The following is a 19,763-nucleotide window of genomic DNA, read 5'->3' as shown; positions in this document are numbered from 1 at the left end:
CCCATGAGCGGTGACGAGGCGGGCGGCGGCCTGCGGGAACGCAAGAAGCGCCAGACGTACCAGGCGATCTCCGACGCGGCGATCGCCCTCTTCCTGGCGAAGGGCTTCGGCCCGGTCTCCGTCGCCGAGATCGCCGCCGCAGCCGGGATCTCCAAGCCGACCCTCTTCCGGTACTTCCCCGCCAAGGAGGACCTGGTGCTGCACCGGCTGGCCGACCACGAGGGCGAGGCCGCCCGGGTGGTGGCGGGCCGGCCGCCGGGCCTCTCGCCGCTGGACGCCCTGCACCGCCACTTCCTGGCGGGCCTGGACCGGTACGAGCCGGTGACCGGGGTCAATGACGAGCCCGAGGTGCTCGCCCTGCACCGGCTGCTGTACGGGACGCCGAGCCTGGTCGCGCGGCTGCACACCTTCCAGGGCCGCTCGGAGCTGGCGCTCGCCGAGGCGCTCGGCGGCGGCCTCCGGGGGCGGCTGGCCGCCGGGCAGATCATCGCCGTACAGCGGATCCTCGCCGAGGACAGCTGGCGGCGGATCGCGGCGGGGGAGAGCGCGGCCCACGTCCGCCCCGGCGCGGCGGAGGCCGCCGGGATCGCCTTCGGCCAGCTCAAGGACGGCCTGGAGCCGAATTCCTGAACTCGGTTAAAAATGTAACTCGGTTACGCTAGCCTCGCTGCAATGACCGACCTCAGCCATGCCCCCAGCCATGCCCCCAGCCATGTCCCGGACCAGGCCCCGGACCAGGCCCTGCGCCAGGAGCGCGCCCACCACGAGGCCTGCCGCGCCGCCCTGTCCGCGATGGCCGACGACGCCGTGCGCTCCGTCCGTACGGGAGAGAACGCCTTCGCGTCCGGCGCCGACGCCGAAGTGCTCGGCCGCCATCTCCGCGGTCTGGCAAAGGAACTACGCGCGGAACCCGAGGGTCCGCTGTTCTTCGGCCGACTGGACTTCGCCACCGACGCCGCCTCCGGGGCCGGGGACCACAGCGGGCAGAGTTACCACATCGGCCGCCGCCGGATCACCGAAGACCCCCTGAAACCACCCCTGGTCATCGACTGGCGGGCCCCCGTCTCCCGCGCCTTCTACCAGGCGAGCCCCCGCGACCCCCAGGGCGTCGCGGTCCGCCGCCGCTTCGGCTGGGCCCCCTTCGCCACCGGCGAACCGGCGGACCTCACCGGCATCGAGGACGAACCGCTGAGCCTGCCCGGCACGGGCACCAGCGTGGGCGCGGGCACCGGCACCGGCGTGGGTCCCGTGCCCGGCGCCGTCGTGGTCCGGGAGATCGAGCGCCCCCGCCTCGGCCCGATGCGCGACATCGCCGCCACCATCCAGCCCGAACAGGACGACCTCGTACGCTCGGAGCCCACCCGCTCCCTCTGTGTGCAGGGCGCGCCGGGCACCGGCAAGACCGCCGTCGGCCTGCACCGCGCCGCCTACCTCCTCTACGCCCACCCCCAGCGCGTCCGGCGCGGCGGGCTGCTCGTCCTCGGCCCCGGCCGCGCCTTCCTCGCGTACATCGCCGAAGTCCTGCCCGCCCTCGGCGAGAGCGGCGTCCGCCAGTCGACCATCGACGAGGAGATCGCCGCCCATGAGACCCGGGCCCAGGACGGCCCCGCCGCCGAGGCCGTCAAACACGACGCGCGCATGGCCGGGGTGCTGCACCGGGCGCTGTACGCCAGAGTCGCCCCGCCCGCCGAGGAACTCACCGTCCCCGACGGCTCCTACCGCTGGCGGGTCCCGCGGGACGAACTGGCCGGCATCGTCGCCGAGGTGCGCGCCGAGGCCCCGCCGTACGCCGTCGGCCGCGAACGCGTCCGGGGCCGTGCCGTCCGGGCACTGCGCCGCCGGGCGGAGCGCCGGGCCGGGCCCCGGGGCGAGACCTGGGCCCGGCGGATCGGGCGGGCCCGCCCGGTCGCCGCCTTCGTCGACGCGGTCTGGCCCGGGGCCCGGCCCGAGGAGGTCCTCGCCGGGCTGCTCACCGACCCCGCCGACACCGCGCTCACCCCGGCCGAGCGGGAGGCGATCCGCTGGGCCCGGCCGCCGCGCTCCCCCCGGTCCGCGCGGTGGAGCGCCGCCGATCTGCTGCTCCTGGACGAGCTGGCCGGACTGATCGAACGGCCGGAGGGCTTCGCCCATGTCGTCGTGGACGAGGCCCAGGACCTCTCGCCGATGCAGTGCCGCGCGATCGCCAGACGCGTCGGCGGCTCCGGCTCGCTGACCGTCCTCGGCGACCTCGCCCAGGGCACCACCCCCTGGGCGGCCCGGACCTGGCCCGGGCAGCTCGCCCATCTGGGCCGCCCGGACGCCGCCGTCATCCCGCTGACCACCGGCTTCCGGGTCCCGGCCACGATCGTGGACTTCGCGGGCCGGCTGCTCCCCGCGCTCGGCGTCGAGGTGCCCCCGGCCCGCTCCCTGCGCGCGGGCGGCGAGCTGACGGTCCGCCGGGTGGACGACCTCGCCGCCGCGACCGTCGCCGCGGTGCGCGCCGCGCTCTCCCGCGAGGGCTCGATCGGGGTCGTCGCCGACGGCCCCGGCACCGGCGCCCTGCGTACGGCGCTGACGGGTGCGGGCGTCGAGACGGCCGTCGCCGGGACGCCGGAGGCCGCCGGGGCGGCCGCCGCCCGGGTGACGGTGGTGCCCGCCGCGCTCGCCAAGGGACTGGAGTACGAGCACGTCGTCGTCGTCGAACCCGCCGCGATCGTGGGCGCGGAGCCACGCGGTACGCATCGGCTGTACGTGGCCCTCACCCGCGCCGTCTCCCGCCTGGACGTTCTGCACCGCCTGCCGCTGCCGGCCGAACTGGCGGGGCCCGCGCTCTGATCAGACGGGCGCGGTCTGGCGTACCCGCTCGGCGGTCCCCGTCCCTGTGCAGGTTCCTGACGCGCCGGTGAGCGTCGGCAGATCCCACCACCAGGCCACGACGGGTATGCCCAGCGGCAGATCACGGTCGTCGGTGGGCCGGTCGCTGAAGGAGGTGGGCAACCGGGCGGGGTCGTGCGGGGTGGTGTAGCGGACGGAGCTGATGCCCCAGTCCTGCGCCCCCCGGACGAAGTGGGTCAGACTGGTGAGATAGCGGCGCAACTGCGGTCCTGCGGTCGCCATGAGGTCGTCCTTCAGCCGCAGATACCGGCACATCACCCGGTCGCGCTGGGCGACGGCGGTCGCCAGCGCCTCGTCGGGGGCCATGCCGTGGTGGTGCTCCAGCACGCGGATCACATTGAGCCAGTAGCCCTTGCTCCGGCTCTCCTTGTGGTGGGACAGGATGTCGTTGTCCCAGGTGATGATGAAGGACGCCATCTCGGCGGCGGCCCGGGTGCTGGGGCTGTCGCGCTCGTGGGGCTGGAGTTCATAGCCGTGGCCCATCTCCAGCAGGGGGAGTACGACGGTGGTGGCCCCGTCGTAGAGCCGCATGAGCGTGTAGTCGTCCAGGCCGGGGACGGTACCGGCGCGGCGGTGCTCGGCCTCCCAGGCGACGGAGAAGAAGTACTCGCGCAGCGCGTCGATCCAGCGGGCGGCCTGGCTGTGGGTGCCGTACCGGGAGACCCTGGCGCGCAGATCGCGGAGTCCGACCGCGAGCGGGTCCCGTTCGAGGAGCGGTGTCTCGGGGTTCTGGGCGATGCGCAGCAGCCGGTGCAGCAGCGCGATCAGATCTCCGGGGCGGTGTCCGAGCTCGCTCTCCTCGCAGCAGCCGTCGTCCACGCCGAAGAGCCAGAGGATGAAGTCGGAGAGGAGGGAGACGACTTCGTCGCGGCCGTCAGGAAGGATCATGGCCGAGAAGGTGCCGATGTCATGGCTGACGAGCCGGGCCCGGAGTTCTTCGGTGCCGATGCCGATGGTTTTGGCCCAGGCGGAGGTCTGGGCGTCTATGGCGGCGTGCCGGGGGTGGATGGCGGGAGGAATGGGGGAGAAGATCGGCGGAATGGTCAGCTCGGGCCCCACTTTCGGCCACCTCTCTGCTCTGTCGAATCTGCCTGCCGGGTCCGAGGCTGGTCGGATGTCGGATACGGGAGGCGCGCTCGGCACGCCCGGTGGGGCGACGGGTACGGGTACGGGTGTGGGTACGGGTTGCGAGTTACGGGTTACGGGTACGGATGCGAATCGACGCTTTGCGAACCGCTGCTTCACGGGAGGGCGTTGAGCGCCCCCCGCGGCGAGTCACTCCATGCGACTGATCGAATACGGCGCATCGTACTCACCGGTCACACCCCTTCCAACGGGCCCTTCACGCCACTTCCCGCCCGCTCCGGGCCTCCCGTACCGGCGTTGTCGCCCCCTCCGGCGGCCGTTCGAGGGCGGCCGGCAGGCGGGCGTGCGCCCCGGAGCGCTTTCGGGAGCAGCCGTCCGGAGGGGAGAGTCCCTGATGGCGGGGGATCGGCCGGGCCGAAGCGGACGTGGCGCGCCCGGCGGTCGTCCGGGGGTCGGCGGGAGGCTGCGGCGTCGATGCCGGGCGGGGGCCGGGGGATCCGGGGGCGGCGGGGCGTACTGGCATGAATGGCCTCAGAAGGCTCAGAAGCCTCAGGAGGGGAGTGCGGCATGACTGCGTGGAGTGACTCAGTGATCACACTTTGCGGCGTGTCGGGCCCTCCGTGCCCCTTCGCCGCGTTGCGAGCTGGCCGAGAATGGCCGGTCGGGGGAGCGCGGCCGTGGCGCGGGGCGGTTCGGCGCTGAATCCCCCGGTGATAAGGGGCGAGTTCAGGGCCGTGGCGACTGGCTTCGGCGGCTCAACTGCCGTTATCACTCATAGAATCTTCATACATCGATGCAACCATTCACAGAGCCCCCTTGTCTGGACTTGATGAGTCAGCAGACTCATAGACCTCCGGGCACCCAGAGGGCGCGTGCGTCGCGTCTTGGAGCCCCCTCTGAACTGGGAAAAATATGCGCATGCGTGCATCTGCCGCCGTGGTAACGGGCGCCCTGGCGCTCACGTCCCTGGTCGCTCCGGTCGCACAGGCCGATGACAAGCCCGTCTCGGACGCCCCCCGTTCGGCGTTCGCGGCCAAGGGTGCGGACGATGTCCAGCTCGGCGACACCAAGATCTCGAAGGTCGTCGTCAACGGTGGCAAGCCCGTCGTTGCCGGCACCGCCAACGTGAAGTTCAAGGTGAGCTTCACGGCCAGCGACAACTCCGGTATCGCGTCGGCCGACGCCTACCTCTGGCACGGCGCGGTCGGCAAGGAGGACGGCTTCGTCTTCGCCGAGGAGGACACCGCCAAGTGCGGCACCGGCACGACGGTCACCTGCACGGTCACCTTCGTCGTTGAGCCGTGGTGGGACCTGAACAAGAACTCCCTGGGCACGAACTGGAAGGTCGCGGCCACCGCGGACGCCAAGGACTACGACTTCACCATGAAGGACAACGTGAAGTCCTTCAACATCCAGCGCGCGGCCAAGCTCAGCGTCAACGCCTCGCCGGAGCCGGTGAAGAAGGGCAAGACCCTCACCGTCACCGGTGCGCTGACCCGTATCAACTGGGAGACCGAGAAGTACGCGGGCTACACCGACCAGTCGGTGCAGCTCCAGTTCCGCAAGAAGGGCACCAAGGCCTACTCCACCCTCAAGACCGTGAAGACGGACAAGAAGGGCAACCTGAAGACCACGGTCAAGGCGACCGTCGACGGTGACTACCGCTACAGCTTCGCCGGCACCACCACCACCCAGGCCGTGAACTCGGGCGGCGACGGCATCGACGTCCGCTAGTCCCCGTCCAGTCCACGTTTCCTCACCGGCCCAGATGCTGACAGTGCCCCCGAGCCCTTCCGGGCCGGGGGCACTCGAGCCGGGCCCGCCCGACGCCGGGGGCCGCACGGGAGTGCGACCGGCCGGACGGGCCCGCTGCCGGGTGCGTAGTCCTTCGCGGACCGCTGCCCGATGACGCTACTTGAAGAGCTTGCCGTCGAACTTGGCCCAGTCGTACATCTGGTGCACGGCCTGGCCCAGGATCGGGATGCTGATGTGCTCGAAGACATCCTCGATCAGGTCGATGTCACCGGTGTTGTAGATCAGCGGTCCGTTGATGTTGATCAGACCGCCGGACAGAATGCCGGAGCGCGGCTGCTGCTCCTGAGCGTGCGCGGTGCCGCTCGACATCGTCAGGGCGATGCCCGTCGCCACCAAAACCGCAAACCCCGCACTGCGTACGCGACGCTTCATTCTCTCTCCGCTTCTGGGAACTCAGATGTCCGGATTCGGCCCAGCGCCAATCGCCCGTCGAGACGGGTGAGATGAACTGAGGGTGTTGCCACTGGGGCCGAAGTGACCGTCAGCTTGCCATCGGGTCAAAGGCAAGTAAAGCGCCTGGTCAGGAAGATGTTGATCTTGGCTGATTCTCGATGAACCCGCCCCGGGTGACTCATTCTCATCGGCAAACCCCACCCCGGGAGACCCTGCTCGGCCGGTCGGCCACATGGGCGCGCCGGCCGCACTCTTTCCTGCTCCAGGCCTCCAGGGGTGGGCCGCAGGGGCGCCGGACGACCCGCCGTCGGGCCCGGTTCAGCAATTTCCGACCCGTATCGACGCCGAACGCGCCCTCGATGAGCGATGGCTGACGGTGGCTCAATCTCTACTGTAGATTCCGGGCATTTCGCCTAACTCCTGATCGGGTGTCAGTTCCCCTGCTCCGGTTCCCGGGTGAGAAGACCCCGGACCTCGGGGTCGGTCATGGACGGAACGCCAGGCCGGTTCGCCGCCCCCGCCGCCGCGCCGCCGCTGCCCCCGCCGGCCTCCCGAGCGGCCTTCTCCACTCGGTCGCGATGCCTCTCCCACCAGGCCGGGTCCCCCGGGGCCATGCCCGTGTTGTTCTTATTCATCCCCACCGCCCCATCGAGCAGTTCACGGAGGATGTCGGCGTGCCCGGCGTGCCGGTGCGTATCGGCGATCATGCGGATCACGGCATGATTCAGCGTCACCTCGTCCCGGCCGTCCGGCCACCACGGCACCCTGCCGACGGTCTCCAGCTCCAGCGCCTCGATCGTCGCGTCCGTGTGCGCCCACGCCCGGCGGTAGAGCCCCACCACGTCCTCCCGCGACTCGTCGGCGGTGACCCACATGTCGCCATTGGACTCGGCCGCCTCCGCCATCCACGGCAGCGGCTCGCCCGACGGCCGCCCGAAGGTGTCGCCGAGATAGCCCAACTCCATACTGGCCACATGCTTGACCAGGCCCAGAATGTTGGTCCCGGTCGGCGTCAGCGGTCGGCGCGCGTCGTACTCCGAGAGCCCTTCGAGCTTCCACAGCAGGGCGTCCCTGGCGGACTGGAGGTAGTAGCGAAGGACATCCTTGGGTTCCGATTCGACCATGGCCCCAGTCTGTTCTCCTTACGTGGTGCGTCCACCGCTTTTCCGCCCGGCCCACCCGGCGACGCGGTGACCGCGGTCCTGTAAGCCGTCTTCGTCGGCGGCCGGCGCTGACCGCCCGCCGGACCGCTATCGTGCGGTCGTGACCGGTCCGGAGCAGCTTCCCCTTCTCTTTCTCGACATCGACGGCCCCCTCATCCCCTTCGGCGCGACACCTCAGCAGTATCCGGACGGCTACCCGACGTACCACCCGGGCCCCGGGCGGTCGACAGCCACTGGGAATCCACTGCTGGCCAGGATCAATCCCGCGCACGGCCCCCGGCTGACGGCGCTGGGATGCGAGCTGGTGTGGGCGACGACCTGGATGGCCGACGCGAACGAATGCGTCGCACCTCTGCTCGGTCTGCCCTCCCTCCCCGTAGTGATCTGGCCCGATCCCTCTCCCGGCGAGCACGAGCCCGGCGGACTCCACTGGAAGACCCGCCCCCTCCTCGCCCACGCCGTCGGCCGCTCCTTCATCTGGGTCGACGACGAGATCACCGACACCGACCGGACCTGGGTGGCGAACCACCACCCGGCCCGATCCCTCCTCCACCGTGTCGACCCCCGCCACGGCCTCACGGACGCGGACTTCGCGGCGCTCACGGAGTGGCTGCGCACAGGGCTGTGACGTGGGTACGGGTTGCACCTTCCGTAGCGGCATGTGGTCCGGTGGGCTCGCGTCCCGAGCCCCTGAGGAGAGGTCCCGCTCATGCGTCCGTCTTTCATGCCACCCCGCCAGGTCAGGATCGGCGACGCGGCGGCCTTCGTCGGCAGCACGCCACGGGCGATTCGCCACTACCACCAGATCGGCCTGCTGCCCGAGCCCGAGCGGGGCGGTGATGGCCGCCGTCGCTACGAGTACGAGGACATGATCCGCCTGCTGTGGATTCGCAGGATGGCCGACGCCGGGATCGCCCTGGACGGCATCCGTGACGCCTTCACCACCGGCACCGCTTCCGCCGGTGCGGACAGCGGGGAAGGCATCGCGGGCATCCTGGAGCGGCTGGAGGAAACCCTCGCCGAGCAGGAGGCGAGACTGCGGCGGCAGCGGACCGCCGTGCGGCGGATGCGCACCGAGGGCAGCCGGATGGGCCTGCTCTCCGACTTCGTCACCGAACGCCTCAAGAGCCTGCCCGAGGGCTCCCTGCGTCAGGCGGACCTGGACACTCTGCTGGTCACCGAGCGGATCTTCGGCCCGCTCGGCGCGGCCGCCCAGGCCACCCGTTTCATCGCCCTGGCCACGCATCCCGCTCTGCGGGAGGACTCCGACCGCGTCGACGAGGCCGAGGAAGCACTCGACGACAGCGTCGCCGTCGACGATCCACGGGTGGTTCGAACGGCCGCCGAGCGGCACGCCTTCGAAACCGCCCTCCAGGCCGTCATCGAGGAGTCCGGTTTGGACGAGGCCGACGACGCCCTCTTTGACGCCTGGGACGCTCTGCACCCAGAGGGCGGCGAGGCCGGTTCCATGAGCGCGTTCGAGGCCATCGGCAAGATGCCCTACGACTTCTCCCCGGCCCGGCTGCGCTGTATGGAACTGGCCGAAGAGCTGTCCGCCCAGGACTCGCCCGTTGCCTGAGGCGCGGCCTGGATCGGTGTGACTCGCAGCGATTGTTGTCACCGATGACGCCCGCTGACCTGGGCGGTTTTCCGAGGATCTCAGCGCTTTCTGTCACCGGATGCGCGCAGTAGTTGTCACTTCTGGGCTGTTCTCAATCATGTTGTCACCAGCTCCGGAGAATCTCCTCGTGCTCGTCAACGGTGCGGGTTCGCTGGAGCTGTGGACGGAGCACGTTCTCGCGTACATCTTCCGCCCGGGGGCGAGACCCAGAGCAGAGGGTTGTGGTCGCACAGGTGCAGGTGGGACGAGCTGCTCGTTCCTGTGTCCGTCGCGGCGGGCCGGGGCGGACTGGACCTGCGGCCGGGGTGGACCCGTCGTTGGACGGCGACGTGGCGTACGGCGGGCGATGAAGTGTCGTGCATGGTGCGGGATCTGGCCGAGGCGCCAGTGGCCGGAGGCAACCCCCTGCGCTGGTTCTCGTGGCGCCGAGCCCAACGCCACCGCCCTGGCCTCCAGTTTCTTGTCAGTACAGGGCGTCATCACGGTGCCGAAAGCTTGGAGGAGGCCCGTCTGCTGCTGGCTTTGGACTTTGCGGCCGGCCTCGTCGACGTGGTGTCGCAGCCCATGCGTCTGCGGTTCGACACGGTGACTGCGCGGCGGGGGCACATCCCGGACTTCCTCGCGGTGACCCGGACCGGTGTCTGGCTGATCGATGTACGGCCGCGAGCGCTCATCGAGCCGGAGGACTTGGAGGCGTTCGCCGCAGCCGCCGAGGTCGCACTGGCCTGCGGCTGGCATTACACAGTTGCGGCGGAGTGGGTGGAACACGTCTCGGCAGCGGTCGACGTGTTCTCTTCCCAGCGGCGGCACCTGTCCGATCCACTTGCGCTGCGACCGACCCTGCTGGCGGCGGCTCGGGAGCGACCAGCGTTCGTCGAACTCGCGGACGCGGCGCCGTTTCCTCCGCTGGCCCGGGCCCAGCTTCTGCACCTCCTCTGGCACCGGCAGCTCGGCGTCGATCTGGGGGAGCCGTTCGGGGACCGCTCCGTCGTCGTGCACCCGGCGGGTGGTGAGTGATGAGGGCCGCGCATGTCCTGGACCTGTCTCCAGGGGCGGCGCTGGTGCTGGACGGCACGGAGTGGACGGTCGAGCGCCGCGAGCCGGAGCTGGGCCGGGTGCAGCTGGTCCGGGACGACGGCTCTCGGCAGCGCGTGAGCTTCCGTTTCCTCGCCAACAACCCCGGTTGTCGCCCGGCGTCAACGACCTCGGCACCAGGAGCCAGTCGCGGGCGTCAGCCGAAGAACGCACAGGATCTGGAGCCGGGACGGCGGGAGCTGGCCGCCTGTCGGCTGGCCCACCTGCTGGAGGTCGAGACAGGTTTTCGCAGTGGGGATCCGCTGCGCGCGGGGCCGGGTGAACCGAGAGCGCAGTACGACCCGGCCACGACGACGTTGACGGACCGCCGACTAGCCAAGGTCGCCGAGCTGAAGGCGATGGACCGGCAGCAGGCCAAGCTGTTGGGCCTGGACCGGGTCGGCTACCGCACCCTGATCCGGTGGGACCAGCGCCGGCGGGAGGCCGGACTGGTCGGCTGCGCCGACGAGCGATGGCTGAGGAAGAGCGGTGGCCACCCCAGCATTACCGAAGAGATCCGCGAGGCGATCTTCGCCGTCCGGGCGGAGACGCTCCACCGCTCGAAGGTGACGATGCGGACCCGCGAGCGCATGATCCACCAGTACGTACGGGAAACCTTCCCCAGCCGGGACATCACCGTTCCCTGTTACAACACCCTGCGGGCCGTCTGGCGGGAGTGGTTCGGGCCGGGCGGAACCCGTCAGCGCTATGCCCGGTCCGCCGAACTACCGATTAAGAACGGGCACGTGCTGGTCCACCGTCCGGGCCAGGTAGTAGCGCTCGATACCACGGTTCTGCCGGTGGTGGTCCGTGATGGCGTGTTCGGTGACCCGGTGAGAACCCACCTCACACTCGCCATGGGCGTCCATACACACGCTCTTTGCGCCTTCCGCCTCACCGTGGTCTCCGACAAGTCCGTGGATGTCGCGATGCTGCTGCGGGACGTGATGCTGCCGCTGCCCATGCGGTCCGACTGGGGCGAGGAACTGGAGTGGCCCTATCCCGGCCTGCCCGCCGCGGTGGTCGCCGAGTTCGCCGGGCACAAGGTCGCCGGCCTGCCGTTCTTCACCCCGGAGACCGTGACCACCGACCACGGCTCGGTCTACCGCAACCATCACCTGGTCGACGTCCAACGGGTGCTTGGCTGCAACATCCTTCCCGCACGCGTCCTACGGCCGACCGACAAGGCAGCGGTCGAACGGGCCTTCGGAGCGATCAGGACGCTGCTGTTCGAGCAGCTGCCCGGTTACACCGGCATCGACCCCGCCGACCGCGGCGCTGACCCGGAGGGCGACGCGGTGCTGACCATCGACGAGATGGAACACCTGATTGCCACCTGGATCGTCTCAGTCTGGCAGCGGCGCAAGCTGGGCGAGTACGCACCCAGCTGGGACCTCGGAGGCGATCACAGCCCCAACTCGCTGTTCGCGGCCTCGTTCGCACAGGCTGGCTTCGCCATGGAGATCCCGTCACCGGACCTGTTCTACGAACTGCTGCCCGTTCACTATGTTCAGAAGATCGATCCCCGGCGCGGGGTGAAGGTTCTCGGACTTTGGTACGACAGCCGCTCCCTGGACCCCTATCGGGGCCAGCGCTCCACCCGCGGCGGCAAGCACAAGGGCCAGTGGATCATCCGTCGCGACCCCAGAGACCGCCGCACGGTGTTCTTCCAGGACCCGCTCACGCACGACTGGCACCCGCTGCCCTGGACCGGGCTGCCGCCCAGCGGGCAGGCCCCCGCCTTTGGCGACGCACGGGTACGCGAACTGCTCAAGAAGGCCGAAGCCCATGGACTGCGGCCTCGAACGGACGACGAGCTACTTCCCGTCCTCCTGGAGCTGATCGGCTCCCGTATTCCGGTGAGCCAGTGGAAGACCCGGATGCCTAAGGCCGTGCGGACCGAGCACACACGCGAGGTCACCCAGGCTGACGCCGCCCAGTGCGACCGCCCGCCGAAAGTTGGCCCTGGCACCGCGCGCCAGGCGCCACCCAGCACAGTGGTGACCCCACTGCGTTGGCCCGAGCGAGCCCGGGAAGCGGACGCCAGCATCGACGACGCACGGCGGCACCGTCGCGAACAGGCCGTCAAAGCTCGGCCCGCACCGCCTCCTGCCCTCGGCACGTCCCTGCGCAACCGCGACCTGTTCCTACTACCCGAGGGCGACGAGGAGGACCAGCCCGATGGCGGACCGAACAAATGAGAGCGGCATCGTTCCGTTCCTGCGAGCCGGATCAGCACCGGACCGCACCCGCCGCGAGGGCTGGCAGCAGTGGCGCAGGCAACGGGACCTGTTCACCCCGGCCCCGAAGCTCTCGCTGGAGGAATACACGGCACTCAGCCCCCGGGGCAGAGGTCTGCATGACATCCACCGCACAGCCACCCACATGAACATCGGGCTGCTGGAGACCCCGATGAGCGCCAGAATCACCAAGCTCATGCGGTCCAGGCTGCGGAACAACGCGCTGAACTTCGAGCCGGGCACCCGCGACGGCCTGATGATCAGCGGCGGCGGATACCTCGGCAAGACCGAAACGGCCTGCGCCGCCGCGGCTGGCTTCGAAGACGTCTGGCGGGACCTGCACCACCAGCTTCTGCCTCCCCCGGTCGAAGGCACCCGCGACCTCTTCGTCCCGGTCGCCTACTGCCGCACCCCGGTACGGGCCACACCGAAAGCGCTCTGCGCGACCATCCTCGATTTCTACGGCGCCCCGCACCCCAAGACCCTCAACGGACTGATCCGCGCGGTCTAAAGACTCTTTGCGGGACCATCGCACTACCGCGTTGCTGCTGGACGACATCACCAGACTCCGCCTCCACCGCGAAGACGACCAAGACACCCTCGACCTCATCCGCGAGCTGATGGACCTGAACGTCACCCTGGTCCTCATCGGCGTCGACATTCCCCGCTCGGGCTTGGTCAGGGGCGGCTTCGCCGACCCGAACACCGGCCAGTGGATCGTCCCGCCGGTCCACTCCGGCAAGAGCCACAATCCAGCAGCCGCCACCCAGACCGAGCGGCGCTTCGACCTGGTCGACCTCGACCCATTCGACTATGACACCACCGAGGGCATGACCGCCTTCATCGAGCACCTGGCCGGGATCGAAGACCGACTCAGGCTGTTCCGGGCCTGGCCCGGAATGCTCACCGAGGGAGAGATGCCGGAGTACCTCTACCGCCGCACCCGTGGGATCGTCGGCCTGCTTAAGCGCCTCATCGAGGCCGGCAGCAGCGAAGCGATCGAATCCGGCACCGAGATGCTCACACCGGAACAGCTGGCCACGATCCCCATCCGGCTGGGCAATCTCGCCGACCGGGACCCTTCCGAAATTCCCGAGATCCCTGAAGCTGAGCCTCACCCTGCACACCAGGCCAGGCCCAACCCACGGCGCCGAGGCCGCGACACGGTCTTCGACGACCGCGGTGACCGCGCCGCCGGAGGAGCGTGACCATGGTCACGGAACCTCGCCAGCTGCCCCGCGGCCTGGCCCCTCTGGCCGACGAGAGCCTGCCCGGCTACGTCCTGCGCCTCGCCCACCGTCTGGGCACCGCCCCGGGCGACATCGCCACCCGCACCGGCTTGTCCCAGCGGCCCGCCGGGCTCCTCCCTCTGGGATTCCTGCACGCGGTGGGCGCCGACACGGCACAGGTATTCGCGCAGGTCACTCGGCTCACGCCAGACGAAGTCAGCGGGCTTGGACTGGCTTCCCTCAGCCCGCGATACGGCCCACTCGACCTCACCCACACCTCGGCCAAGGTCACCCGATCAGTGATCAACAACAACCCGTGGGCCTACTTCCGGTCCACCCGATACTGCCCGCACTGCCTCGCAGGCGACGGCAGCGAGATCCAGCAACGGCATGGTGGGCCCTGGCAGCGGCTTTGGCGTCTCCCCGTGGTCTTCGCCTGCCTCAAGCACCGTTGCTTCCTCCGGCACCGATGCCCGGCCTGCGACCAACTCGTGCAATTCACCGCCCGCACGCGAAGCCTGATCCCCCGACCCGGAGACGGCAGCCTGCACCCCGCCCAGTGCCGAAGCAACGCGGGATCAGCCCGATCCGCTCAACCCCCTGCCTGCGGCTACTCACTCGACGGTCCGCTCCCCGACCGCAGTGGCCCGCTGGATGACCAGTCGCGCGATGAACTCCTTCGCGTCCAGCGCCGACTCGTCACGCTCCTGACGGCACCAGACCGCGACACCACGCACAGCATCGGAACGCCGGTCTCCATCAGTCACTACTTCATGGACCTGCGCACCCTCATGGTCTTGATCTTCGCGTCCTGGCCCACGGGGCGCACCTACGCGGCCACCCTGAGCCTTGCATCTGCCCTCGACACAGAAGCAGAACGCCGGCACAAGGCATACCGCGATCTCCAGGCGAAGCCAGGCAAGCGCCACCACTCGCGGGCCTACTCCGCTCCACCCGACGATGCGGTTGTCACCGGCGCAGTCCTCGGCATCGCCGAGACCCTTCTTGGCATCCAGAACCACGACGCAGCCACCAAGCGCCTCTTTCCCCTCGTCTTTCAGTCGATCAATCGAGACCCGGCCGCGAGCTACTACCTACGCGCCATGCGCCGCGGCACGTCGTCAGCCTTGCAGGCGGCGCTGCACGTGGATCGGCGCAAGGGCAGTCTCCGAGCCCACGCCCGAGCTGGTGGGAGCAGGACAACATAAGTCTCCAACCGCTGAGCCGGAGGAGAACCGGAGCCGAGCGGCGGCACTGGAGCCGCAGAAACATGAGTGCGGGTGCCCGACGGCGCCGCCGGGCGTGTCCGCTGGAGTGGTGCATCGACGGCTGGGGCCGCGGGCGAGGTGAACCCAGTCAGCGTGTCATGGGCATTCGCCCAGCCGGTCTTGAGTCCTCACCGCGTTCCTACCTGTGGATAGCACAGACCATGCAGGGACACCGCCGCTGCTCAGGTGCGCTGAGCAGCGTGGATGGCGCTGCGGATGGCTGTGTCAGCGCGGCGGTCGTCTATCACTTCGTGGTAGTGGCGGGCACCGTGCGGCTGGGCGCGGAGTGCGGAGGCCACGGTGGCGGCGGCCTGACCGGTCAGGGTGCGCAGCCAGTCTCGGATGGTGTTGCGCGGGTCCCACCGGTCCCAGCGGCCGTCCCAGTCGCACATCCCTTGGACCGCGTCGTCGAGCATGGGCCACTGGTGTTTTTGTGCGGAGAGGCAGGCGACGCGGAGGAGCCACCACACGGCTCGATCGGCCTCCTCCCAGGTGGGCCAGTCGCCTCGGTCTCCGGCTGCGTGTCCAGTCAGGGCCTGCAGGACGGCGGTGGTCTGCTGGGGGTTGGCGAGCAGCGCGGCCGTGGCGTCAGGGATGTTCAGCTTGGTGACCACGTCGAGGTAGAGCTCGTAGGAGTTGGGCTGGTCGGCGGCGAGGGTGAGGAGTTGGGCAGCTGCGGCGGTGTCGCCGCGTTCGTTCGCGTCTTCGAGGAGGCGGGTTGCGCGGGTGATGGGGAGTTCGTCCTGGAAGCCCGTCTCGCGTTCGACGAGGTTGAGGAAGGTGTTGATGTCCTGGGGTCGTTGGGCGGAGTCGAGCTGGGTGGCCTGGCGTACGACGCCGTACCACGGTCCGGGCGGAGGCAGTAGGGGCACGTTCGCCTGGGGCCAGGTGCCGGTGGAGATCCAGCCGATGAGCTGTCCGAGGCTGTAGATGTCGCTGGCGGGGGTGATGTCGTGGCCGTCGACGGACAGCTCGGGTGCGGCGAAACCTTCGGTGCCGATGCCAGCGCGGGTCAGGAGGCCGGCGGTGCTGGTCTCGCCGCGGGCGCGGCGCACGATGCCCCAGTCCGCAACCGTCCATCGGCCCTCCAGGAGCAGGATGTTGGACGGCTTGATGTCCCGGTGGATCCAGCCGTGCCGGTGTGCGTCGGCCAGGCCGGCGGCAACGGCACCCACGAGGATGTGCAGCTGGGCGGGGTCTTGCAGTTCGGTTCGCTTGTCCTCGACGGTGGCCTCGGCGAGCGGCATGACGAACCAGTCGTGTGCGGGGCCGAAGTCGAGGACTGGCATGACGTGCGGATTGCCGCCGAACTTCAGGGCGGCCTCCACCTCGCGGCGCATGCGCCGTTCGTCCCTCGCGCCTTTGCCGATGCGCTTCTTGAAGGCCACGATGGTGCCGGTGTCTTTGTGTTCGGCGCGGAACACCTCGGCTTGGCCCTCGCGGGCCAGGGGCAGTCTGTCGAGCCGGTAGTCCCGGCGCTCGCCCCGGGCTGACTGGCTCACCGCCTCGTAGCCGATGGTTGGGGCGACAGGAGGCGGGGGCATCGTGGGGGCGGATGTGTGGTGGCCGGTGAGGCGCATCAGGACTGGCCGGACGTGGGTGGGGTCGTTGTCAGGCAGTGAGGCGAGCAGGTAGGCCGGGCCGTCGTCGGGTTCCTGGACGAGTCCGAAGATCTCGCCGAGCTGGGTGTGCAGCAGAGGCTCGCTGGTGCGGCTGGTGATTTCGGTGCGGTGCAGGCCCACGCCGATGCCGGTGCCGTCAGGCGATGCGCTAACCACGCTGTCCGTGCCTGCGGGCAGGACGTGCCCCGGGTAGGAGACGGGGGTGCGGATCCAGTCGTTGAGCTGTCCGGCGTCCGTGGTGCGGGCGAGGTCGATGACGGCACTGTGCCCGGAGGCGGCGAGGAAGAAGCGGCGCCTGTCCAGCCAGACCGCTGATCGGACCGAGGCTTCGAAGGTGATCGGGTAGCTCACCTGGTCCCCGACCTGGTCGCCGGCGCGGGTGAGCGCGAGGGTCCCCTGGCCGGTGTTGAAAGTGACGCCGGAACCGGACAGTACCCACGGCTCCCCGTCCGGGCCGGGAAGAAGGACCGCGCCGTCTTCGAACCCTCCCGCGATGGCGTTCAGCCGACCGTCATGCCAGCGCACCAGGGTCGAGCCGCAGAGGACCAGGACGGCGCCGTTCTCCCGTACGACCGGTGCGCCGTGGCAGCCGGGCAGGGCGAGGTACCAGTGGGCGTTCCCCCGGACGGTATCGACTTCGAGCAGACCGTTGGGGGTGGTCACCAGGGCTTTTTGGTCGGGCAGCAGCGCCATCCCGGTCGGCCGGTCTTGCTGCTTCTGTCCGACGAGCAGGAGTTCCGCGCTCGTGCCCGCCCATGTCTGGGTCTTCACGCTGGGCGGCGACACCAGCCGTGCGGTCGGCGTCATCGACCATTCGTCTGGGGCGCGGCCGCCAGCGGTGAGCAGGGACAGCAGGGGCAGATTCGTCTGCCGTCGGCGGAAGTGGTCCCTGATCAGTTCAGCCAAGGGGCGCATCCCAGCAGCCGCCGCCTCCAGATGGCTCCGGTCCAGTACCGTCCCGCCGAACTCTCGGGTCCTGGCGACGAGATCTTCGCCGATCGTATCTGCGGTCCACACCAGGGACGCCCACCGCCCGCCGTGTGCTCCGCCCGAGGTGGGGATCAGCTTCTTGCGCCCAAGGAACAGCTCGTCGTCGTTTTCGTCGAGCCTGAGGATGTAGTCCCATCCCTCGAACTCGTACATGAGCCCGGGGCCGTCCTCGTGGTCGTATCGCTGGACGGAGTCACCGGGTACGGACTGCCCCAGGAGCAACGTCACGATGTCAGCGAGCTGCTCGGCCCGATCGTCGTACGAGGCGGTCTCGTCTCGGCGCCACTGGCCGTACTGAGCCAGCAAGTCCTGTACGTCTTCCATTGGCTGATCCCCCGTTCGTCCTGGTCACCGTAGTGGCCACGGTGCCTCGCTCGCAGGGGAAAGGTTCGTGATCAGCCCTGTGCAGATGGTTGCTCGGCACCCCGTGGCCGCCGCAAGCGATGCCCGCCAGGGCGACGCCGTCCTGAGGTAACGGGAATGAACACCGCAGCCGTCGGGGCGGTTCTCTGCCCGAAGGGTGTTCTGAACGGCACCACCGTGGCGTGTGGGCCCGTCTAGTGCACTTCCGGTGCCTGGCTCACGGTGAAGGGGTTACCTGCTTTTCCCAGGTCAGGTGCCTGGTCTTGGTGTTAGCCTGCGGCGATGAGCAGTTCTGTCTCCGGCTTGGTGCCGGTGCACATTGGACAGCCGGAGCCCGGATCCGAGCGGGATCGGACGTTGAGGCAGTGGCAGGAGCATGGGCGGGACCGTCCTGCACCGATGCGCGTCCCGGCAGACGTGGACTGGCCGAGCCACGGCCTTCAGCCGCGGTGGCTGGGGGCGGAGAGCAGCGACTGCCCCGCAGCTCTGTCGCCGGGCTACTCCCACAACCGGGGTGCCGCGGAGATGAAGCGGCTCCTTGCCGGCGCTCGCCAGCGCGGCGAGATCGCCCTCGTGCTCGCGGTGATCGGGCAGGTCAACGAGGACCGTACACACAATTCGCTGTGGTCTGGCGACGCGTCCGTGAACGTCGGGGATCTCTTCACGAGCGTCGGCGGGCAGCGCCTCCCCGCCGGGACGCGACCCCAGATCGCGCCGGACTTGAGCGGAGCTGACCGGGACCTGGCGATTCGGTTGCTGACCCGTCCGGAAGGCTCCCCCTGGTGGAGCCTGCACCTGCGCGGCGTGCACCTGGAGCGCGGCGATGGCTCCGGCTCTGAGGACCACCCTGCCGAAGGCGCTTTGGACCCCATCCTGGTCGACGCCCTGGGGGACCCGGTAGTCGCCGCATGGACGTCACCTGCGGGCAGCCAGCGCTGGTATGTGATCCCGGACGGCACCAGCTGGGACAACGTGCTGGGCTGGCTGGTCCATCGGGCGCTGCCGGAGTACGTGCCCGGTGCACTGCGTAGGGCGCGGTCGCCGTACTTCGTCGACCCCGATCTGCAGAGCGTCGGTGAACAGACCGCTCGGCAGACCCTGGACAACCTGGAGGCGCAGTACGCCGACGAAAAGCGCCAGTTGGAGCGAACGCTGCGGGAGGCCAAGGAGAAGGCGGAGCCGGTGCGGTACGGGCTGCTGTACGGGAGCGGCTCCGAGCTGGTCAACGCGGTGGCGCAGGTCCTGGCCGACGCCGGGATGCATACCGTCGATCTAGACGAGCAGCTCGGCGGTACGAAGTCAGCCGACCTGCTCGTCAGCGCCGAAGGTGTGTCGGCGCGTCTGGTGGAGGTCAAGGGCGTTTCCGGGCCCGCGCAGGAGCACCTCGTCGGGCATCTCCAACGGCATCTGGAGACCTGGCCGCAGCTGCAGCCGGACGAGCCGGTCTCCGACGGTGTGCTGATCGTCAACCATCAGCACAAGCTGCACCCGTCGGAGAGAACGGCGGAGGTGTACTCGCGGCCGGAGTTCGTCGCCTCGCTGGAGTCGCTGCCGGTGAAGGTGATCAGCACGGTGGAGTTGTTCAACTGGTGGCGTGCCGAGGACTGGACGGCGATCCGTACGGCCGTGCTGGGCGACGCGGCCACCTCTTGGCGGCCGGCGGCGCCGACGAGCCCAGAGCAGTCGCCGTCCGCCCCGCGGCGCCGGTGGTGGACCGGAGGACGTCGCGGGTAGCTGCGAGGGACAAGGCCATACGGTCCCCGTGCCTGCCTCGGACAGGACGGCAGACGTTCGCGGTCCCGCGTTCCCTTCGAACGCGACGCCGGACTGCCCGCCTGCCTTGAGCCAGGGGTTCGTTCGGGGCGGCGGACTGCGGCTGGGTGGGGATCCGTCGCCACAGTCGCCGTATGGCGCTCAATGAGCAGGGCGGCAATGAGCTCTCGATCCTTCGGCGGCGAGTCCTACGAGCGACGCTGGAGAACGCGAGCAGCCGCGCCGACACAAGTTCGAGCCCGTCATACCGGC

Annotated in this window: 15 protein-coding genes; 11 read left to right on the top strand and 4 right to left on the bottom strand. The window is 69.7% G+C overall.

The features are described 5' to 3' along the window. Positions 1-3 precede the first annotated feature (3 nt). Positions 4-630 carry a TetR/AcrR family transcriptional regulator gene (locus tag IE247_RS29665; RefSeq protein WP_190126407.1) on the top strand — a complete coding sequence of 209 codons (627 nt, stop codon included), beginning with the start codon at positions 4-6 and terminating at the stop codon, positions 628-630. 42 nt (positions 631-672) lie between these two features. After that, positions 673-2,814: a HelD family protein gene (locus IE247_RS29660; RefSeq protein WP_190126406.1), complete on the top strand. Its 2,142-nt coding sequence runs from the start codon at positions 673-675 to the stop codon at positions 2,812-2,814. Here IE247_RS29660 and IE247_RS29655 read toward each other — a convergent pair whose 3' ends face one another. Beyond that, a complete protein-coding gene (locus tag IE247_RS29655) occupies positions 2,815-3,933 on the bottom strand; it encodes a selina-4(15),7(11)-diene synthase (RefSeq protein ID WP_229869436.1) in 1,119 nt (372 codons plus the stop codon). It lies immediately after the preceding gene. Between the two features lie 945 nt (positions 3,934-4,878). On the opposite strand from IE247_RS29655, the gene IE247_RS29650 reads away from it, so the two are divergent. After that, positions 4,879-5,694 (top strand): calcium-binding protein, encoded by an 816-nt coding sequence (locus IE247_RS29650; RefSeq protein ID WP_308433269.1) that lies wholly within the window; start codon positions 4,879-4,881, stop codon positions 5,692-5,694. Between the two features lie 177 nt (positions 5,695-5,871). On the opposite strand, the gene IE247_RS29645 is transcribed toward IE247_RS29650, so the two are convergent. Next, a complete protein-coding gene (locus IE247_RS29645; protein ID WP_190126404.1) occupies positions 5,872-6,147 on the bottom strand; it encodes a hypothetical protein in 276 nt (91 codons plus the stop codon). 452 nt (positions 6,148-6,599) lie between these two features. Beyond that, a complete protein-coding gene (locus IE247_RS29640; protein WP_190126403.1) occupies positions 6,600-7,292 on the bottom strand; it encodes a DinB family protein in 693 nt (230 codons plus the stop codon). 139 nt (positions 7,293-7,431) lie between these two features. Here IE247_RS29640 and IE247_RS29635 point away from each other — a divergent pair, with 139 nt between their 5' ends. The 7 genes from IE247_RS29635 to IE247_RS29610 all read left to right on the top strand — a co-directional run bounded on the left by IE247_RS29635 (position 7,432) and on the right by IE247_RS29610 (position 14,703). Further along, entirely contained in the window at positions 7,432-7,959 is a 528-nt protein-coding gene (locus IE247_RS29635; RefSeq protein WP_190126402.1) for an HAD domain-containing protein, read from the top strand. An 81-nt stretch (positions 7,960-8,040) separates the two neighbouring features. Then, positions 8,041-8,910 (top strand): MerR family transcriptional regulator, encoded by an 870-nt coding sequence (locus tag IE247_RS29630; protein WP_190126401.1) that lies wholly within the window; start codon positions 8,041-8,043, stop codon positions 8,908-8,910. 402 nt (positions 8,911-9,312) lie between these two features. Further along, entirely contained in the window at positions 9,313-9,969 is a 657-nt protein-coding gene (locus tag IE247_RS29625) for a TnsA-like heteromeric transposase endonuclease subunit (RefSeq protein ID WP_229869435.1), read from the top strand. Then, positions 9,969-12,227: a transposase gene (locus IE247_RS29620; protein ID WP_190126400.1), complete on the top strand. Its 2,259-nt coding sequence runs from the start codon at positions 9,969-9,971 to the stop codon at positions 12,225-12,227. The genes IE247_RS29625 and IE247_RS29620 overlap by 1 nt, the downstream gene beginning before the upstream one ends. Next, positions 12,208-12,777 (top strand): hypothetical protein, encoded by a 570-nt coding sequence (locus IE247_RS34610; protein ID WP_229869434.1) that lies wholly within the window; start codon positions 12,208-12,210, stop codon positions 12,775-12,777. Before IE247_RS29620 ends, IE247_RS34610 begins: the two co-directional genes overlap by 20 nt. A 31-nt stretch (positions 12,778-12,808) precedes the next feature. After that, positions 12,809-13,474 carry a hypothetical protein gene (locus tag IE247_RS34605; protein ID WP_229869433.1) on the top strand — a complete coding sequence of 222 codons (666 nt, stop codon included), beginning with the start codon at positions 12,809-12,811 and terminating at the stop codon, positions 13,472-13,474. A gap of 2 nt (positions 13,475-13,476) precedes the next feature. Next, positions 13,477-14,703 carry a TniQ family protein gene (locus IE247_RS29610; RefSeq protein ID WP_190126399.1) on the top strand — a complete coding sequence of 409 codons (1,227 nt, stop codon included), beginning with the start codon at positions 13,477-13,479 and terminating at the stop codon, positions 14,701-14,703. 242 nt (positions 14,704-14,945) lie between these two features. On the opposite strand, the gene IE247_RS29605 is transcribed toward IE247_RS29610, so the two are convergent. Further along, complete coding sequence (locus IE247_RS29605; RefSeq protein WP_190126398.1) at positions 14,946-17,699, bottom strand: serine/threonine-protein kinase; 2,754 nt, start codon at positions 17,697-17,699, stop codon at positions 14,946-14,948. 564 nt (positions 17,700-18,263) lie between these two features. Here IE247_RS29605 and IE247_RS29600 point away from each other — a divergent pair. Next, positions 18,264-19,472, top strand: a complete 1,209-nt coding sequence (locus tag IE247_RS29600; protein WP_229869432.1) for a hypothetical protein — start codon at positions 18,264-18,266, stop codon at positions 19,470-19,472. Positions 19,473-19,763 lie beyond the last annotated feature (291 nt).

This window comes from Streptomyces inusitatus (assembly GCF_014651115.1).
GTDB lineage: Bacteria > Actinomycetota > Actinomycetes > Streptomycetales > Streptomycetaceae > Streptomyces > Streptomyces amakusaensis.
The sequence above is the reverse complement of the archived record's forward strand: the minus strand, read 5'-3'. Positions and strand labels throughout refer to the sequence as shown.

Coding starts and splice junctions, on each gene's coding strand:
- IE247_RS29665 (WP_190126407.1), top strand. CDS start 4: ATGAGCGGTGACGAGGCGGGCGGCGGCCTGCGGGAACGCAAGAAGCGC.
- IE247_RS29660 (WP_190126406.1), top strand. CDS start 673: ATGACCGACCTCAGCCATGCCCCCAGCCATGCCCCCAGCCATGTCCCG.
- IE247_RS29650 (WP_308433269.1), top strand. CDS start 4,879: ATGCGTGCATCTGCCGCCGTGGTAACGGGCGCCCTGGCGCTCACGTCC.
- IE247_RS29645 (WP_190126404.1), bottom strand. CDS start 6,147: ATGAAGCGTCGCGTACGCAGTGCGGGGTTTGCGGTTTTGGTGGCGACG.
- IE247_RS29640 (WP_190126403.1), bottom strand. CDS start 7,292: ATGGTCGAATCGGAACCCAAGGATGTCCTTCGCTACTACCTCCAGTCC.
- IE247_RS29630 (WP_190126401.1), top strand. CDS start 8,041: ATGCGTCCGTCTTTCATGCCACCCCGCCAGGTCAGGATCGGCGACGCG.
- IE247_RS29625 (WP_229869435.1), top strand. CDS start 9,313: ATGGTGCGGGATCTGGCCGAGGCGCCAGTGGCCGGAGGCAACCCCCTG.
- IE247_RS29620 (WP_190126400.1), top strand. CDS start 9,969: ATGAGGGCCGCGCATGTCCTGGACCTGTCTCCAGGGGCGGCGCTGGTG.
- IE247_RS34610 (WP_229869434.1), top strand. CDS start 12,208: ATGGCGGACCGAACAAATGAGAGCGGCATCGTTCCGTTCCTGCGAGCC.
- IE247_RS29610 (WP_190126399.1), top strand. CDS start 13,477: ATGGTCACGGAACCTCGCCAGCTGCCCCGCGGCCTGGCCCCTCTGGCC.
- IE247_RS29605 (WP_190126398.1), bottom strand. CDS start 17,699: ATGGAAGACGTACAGGACTTGCTGGCTCAGTACGGCCAGTGGCGCCGA.
- IE247_RS29600 (WP_229869432.1), top strand. CDS start 18,264: ATGAAGCGGCTCCTTGCCGGCGCTCGCCAGCGCGGCGAGATCGCCCTC.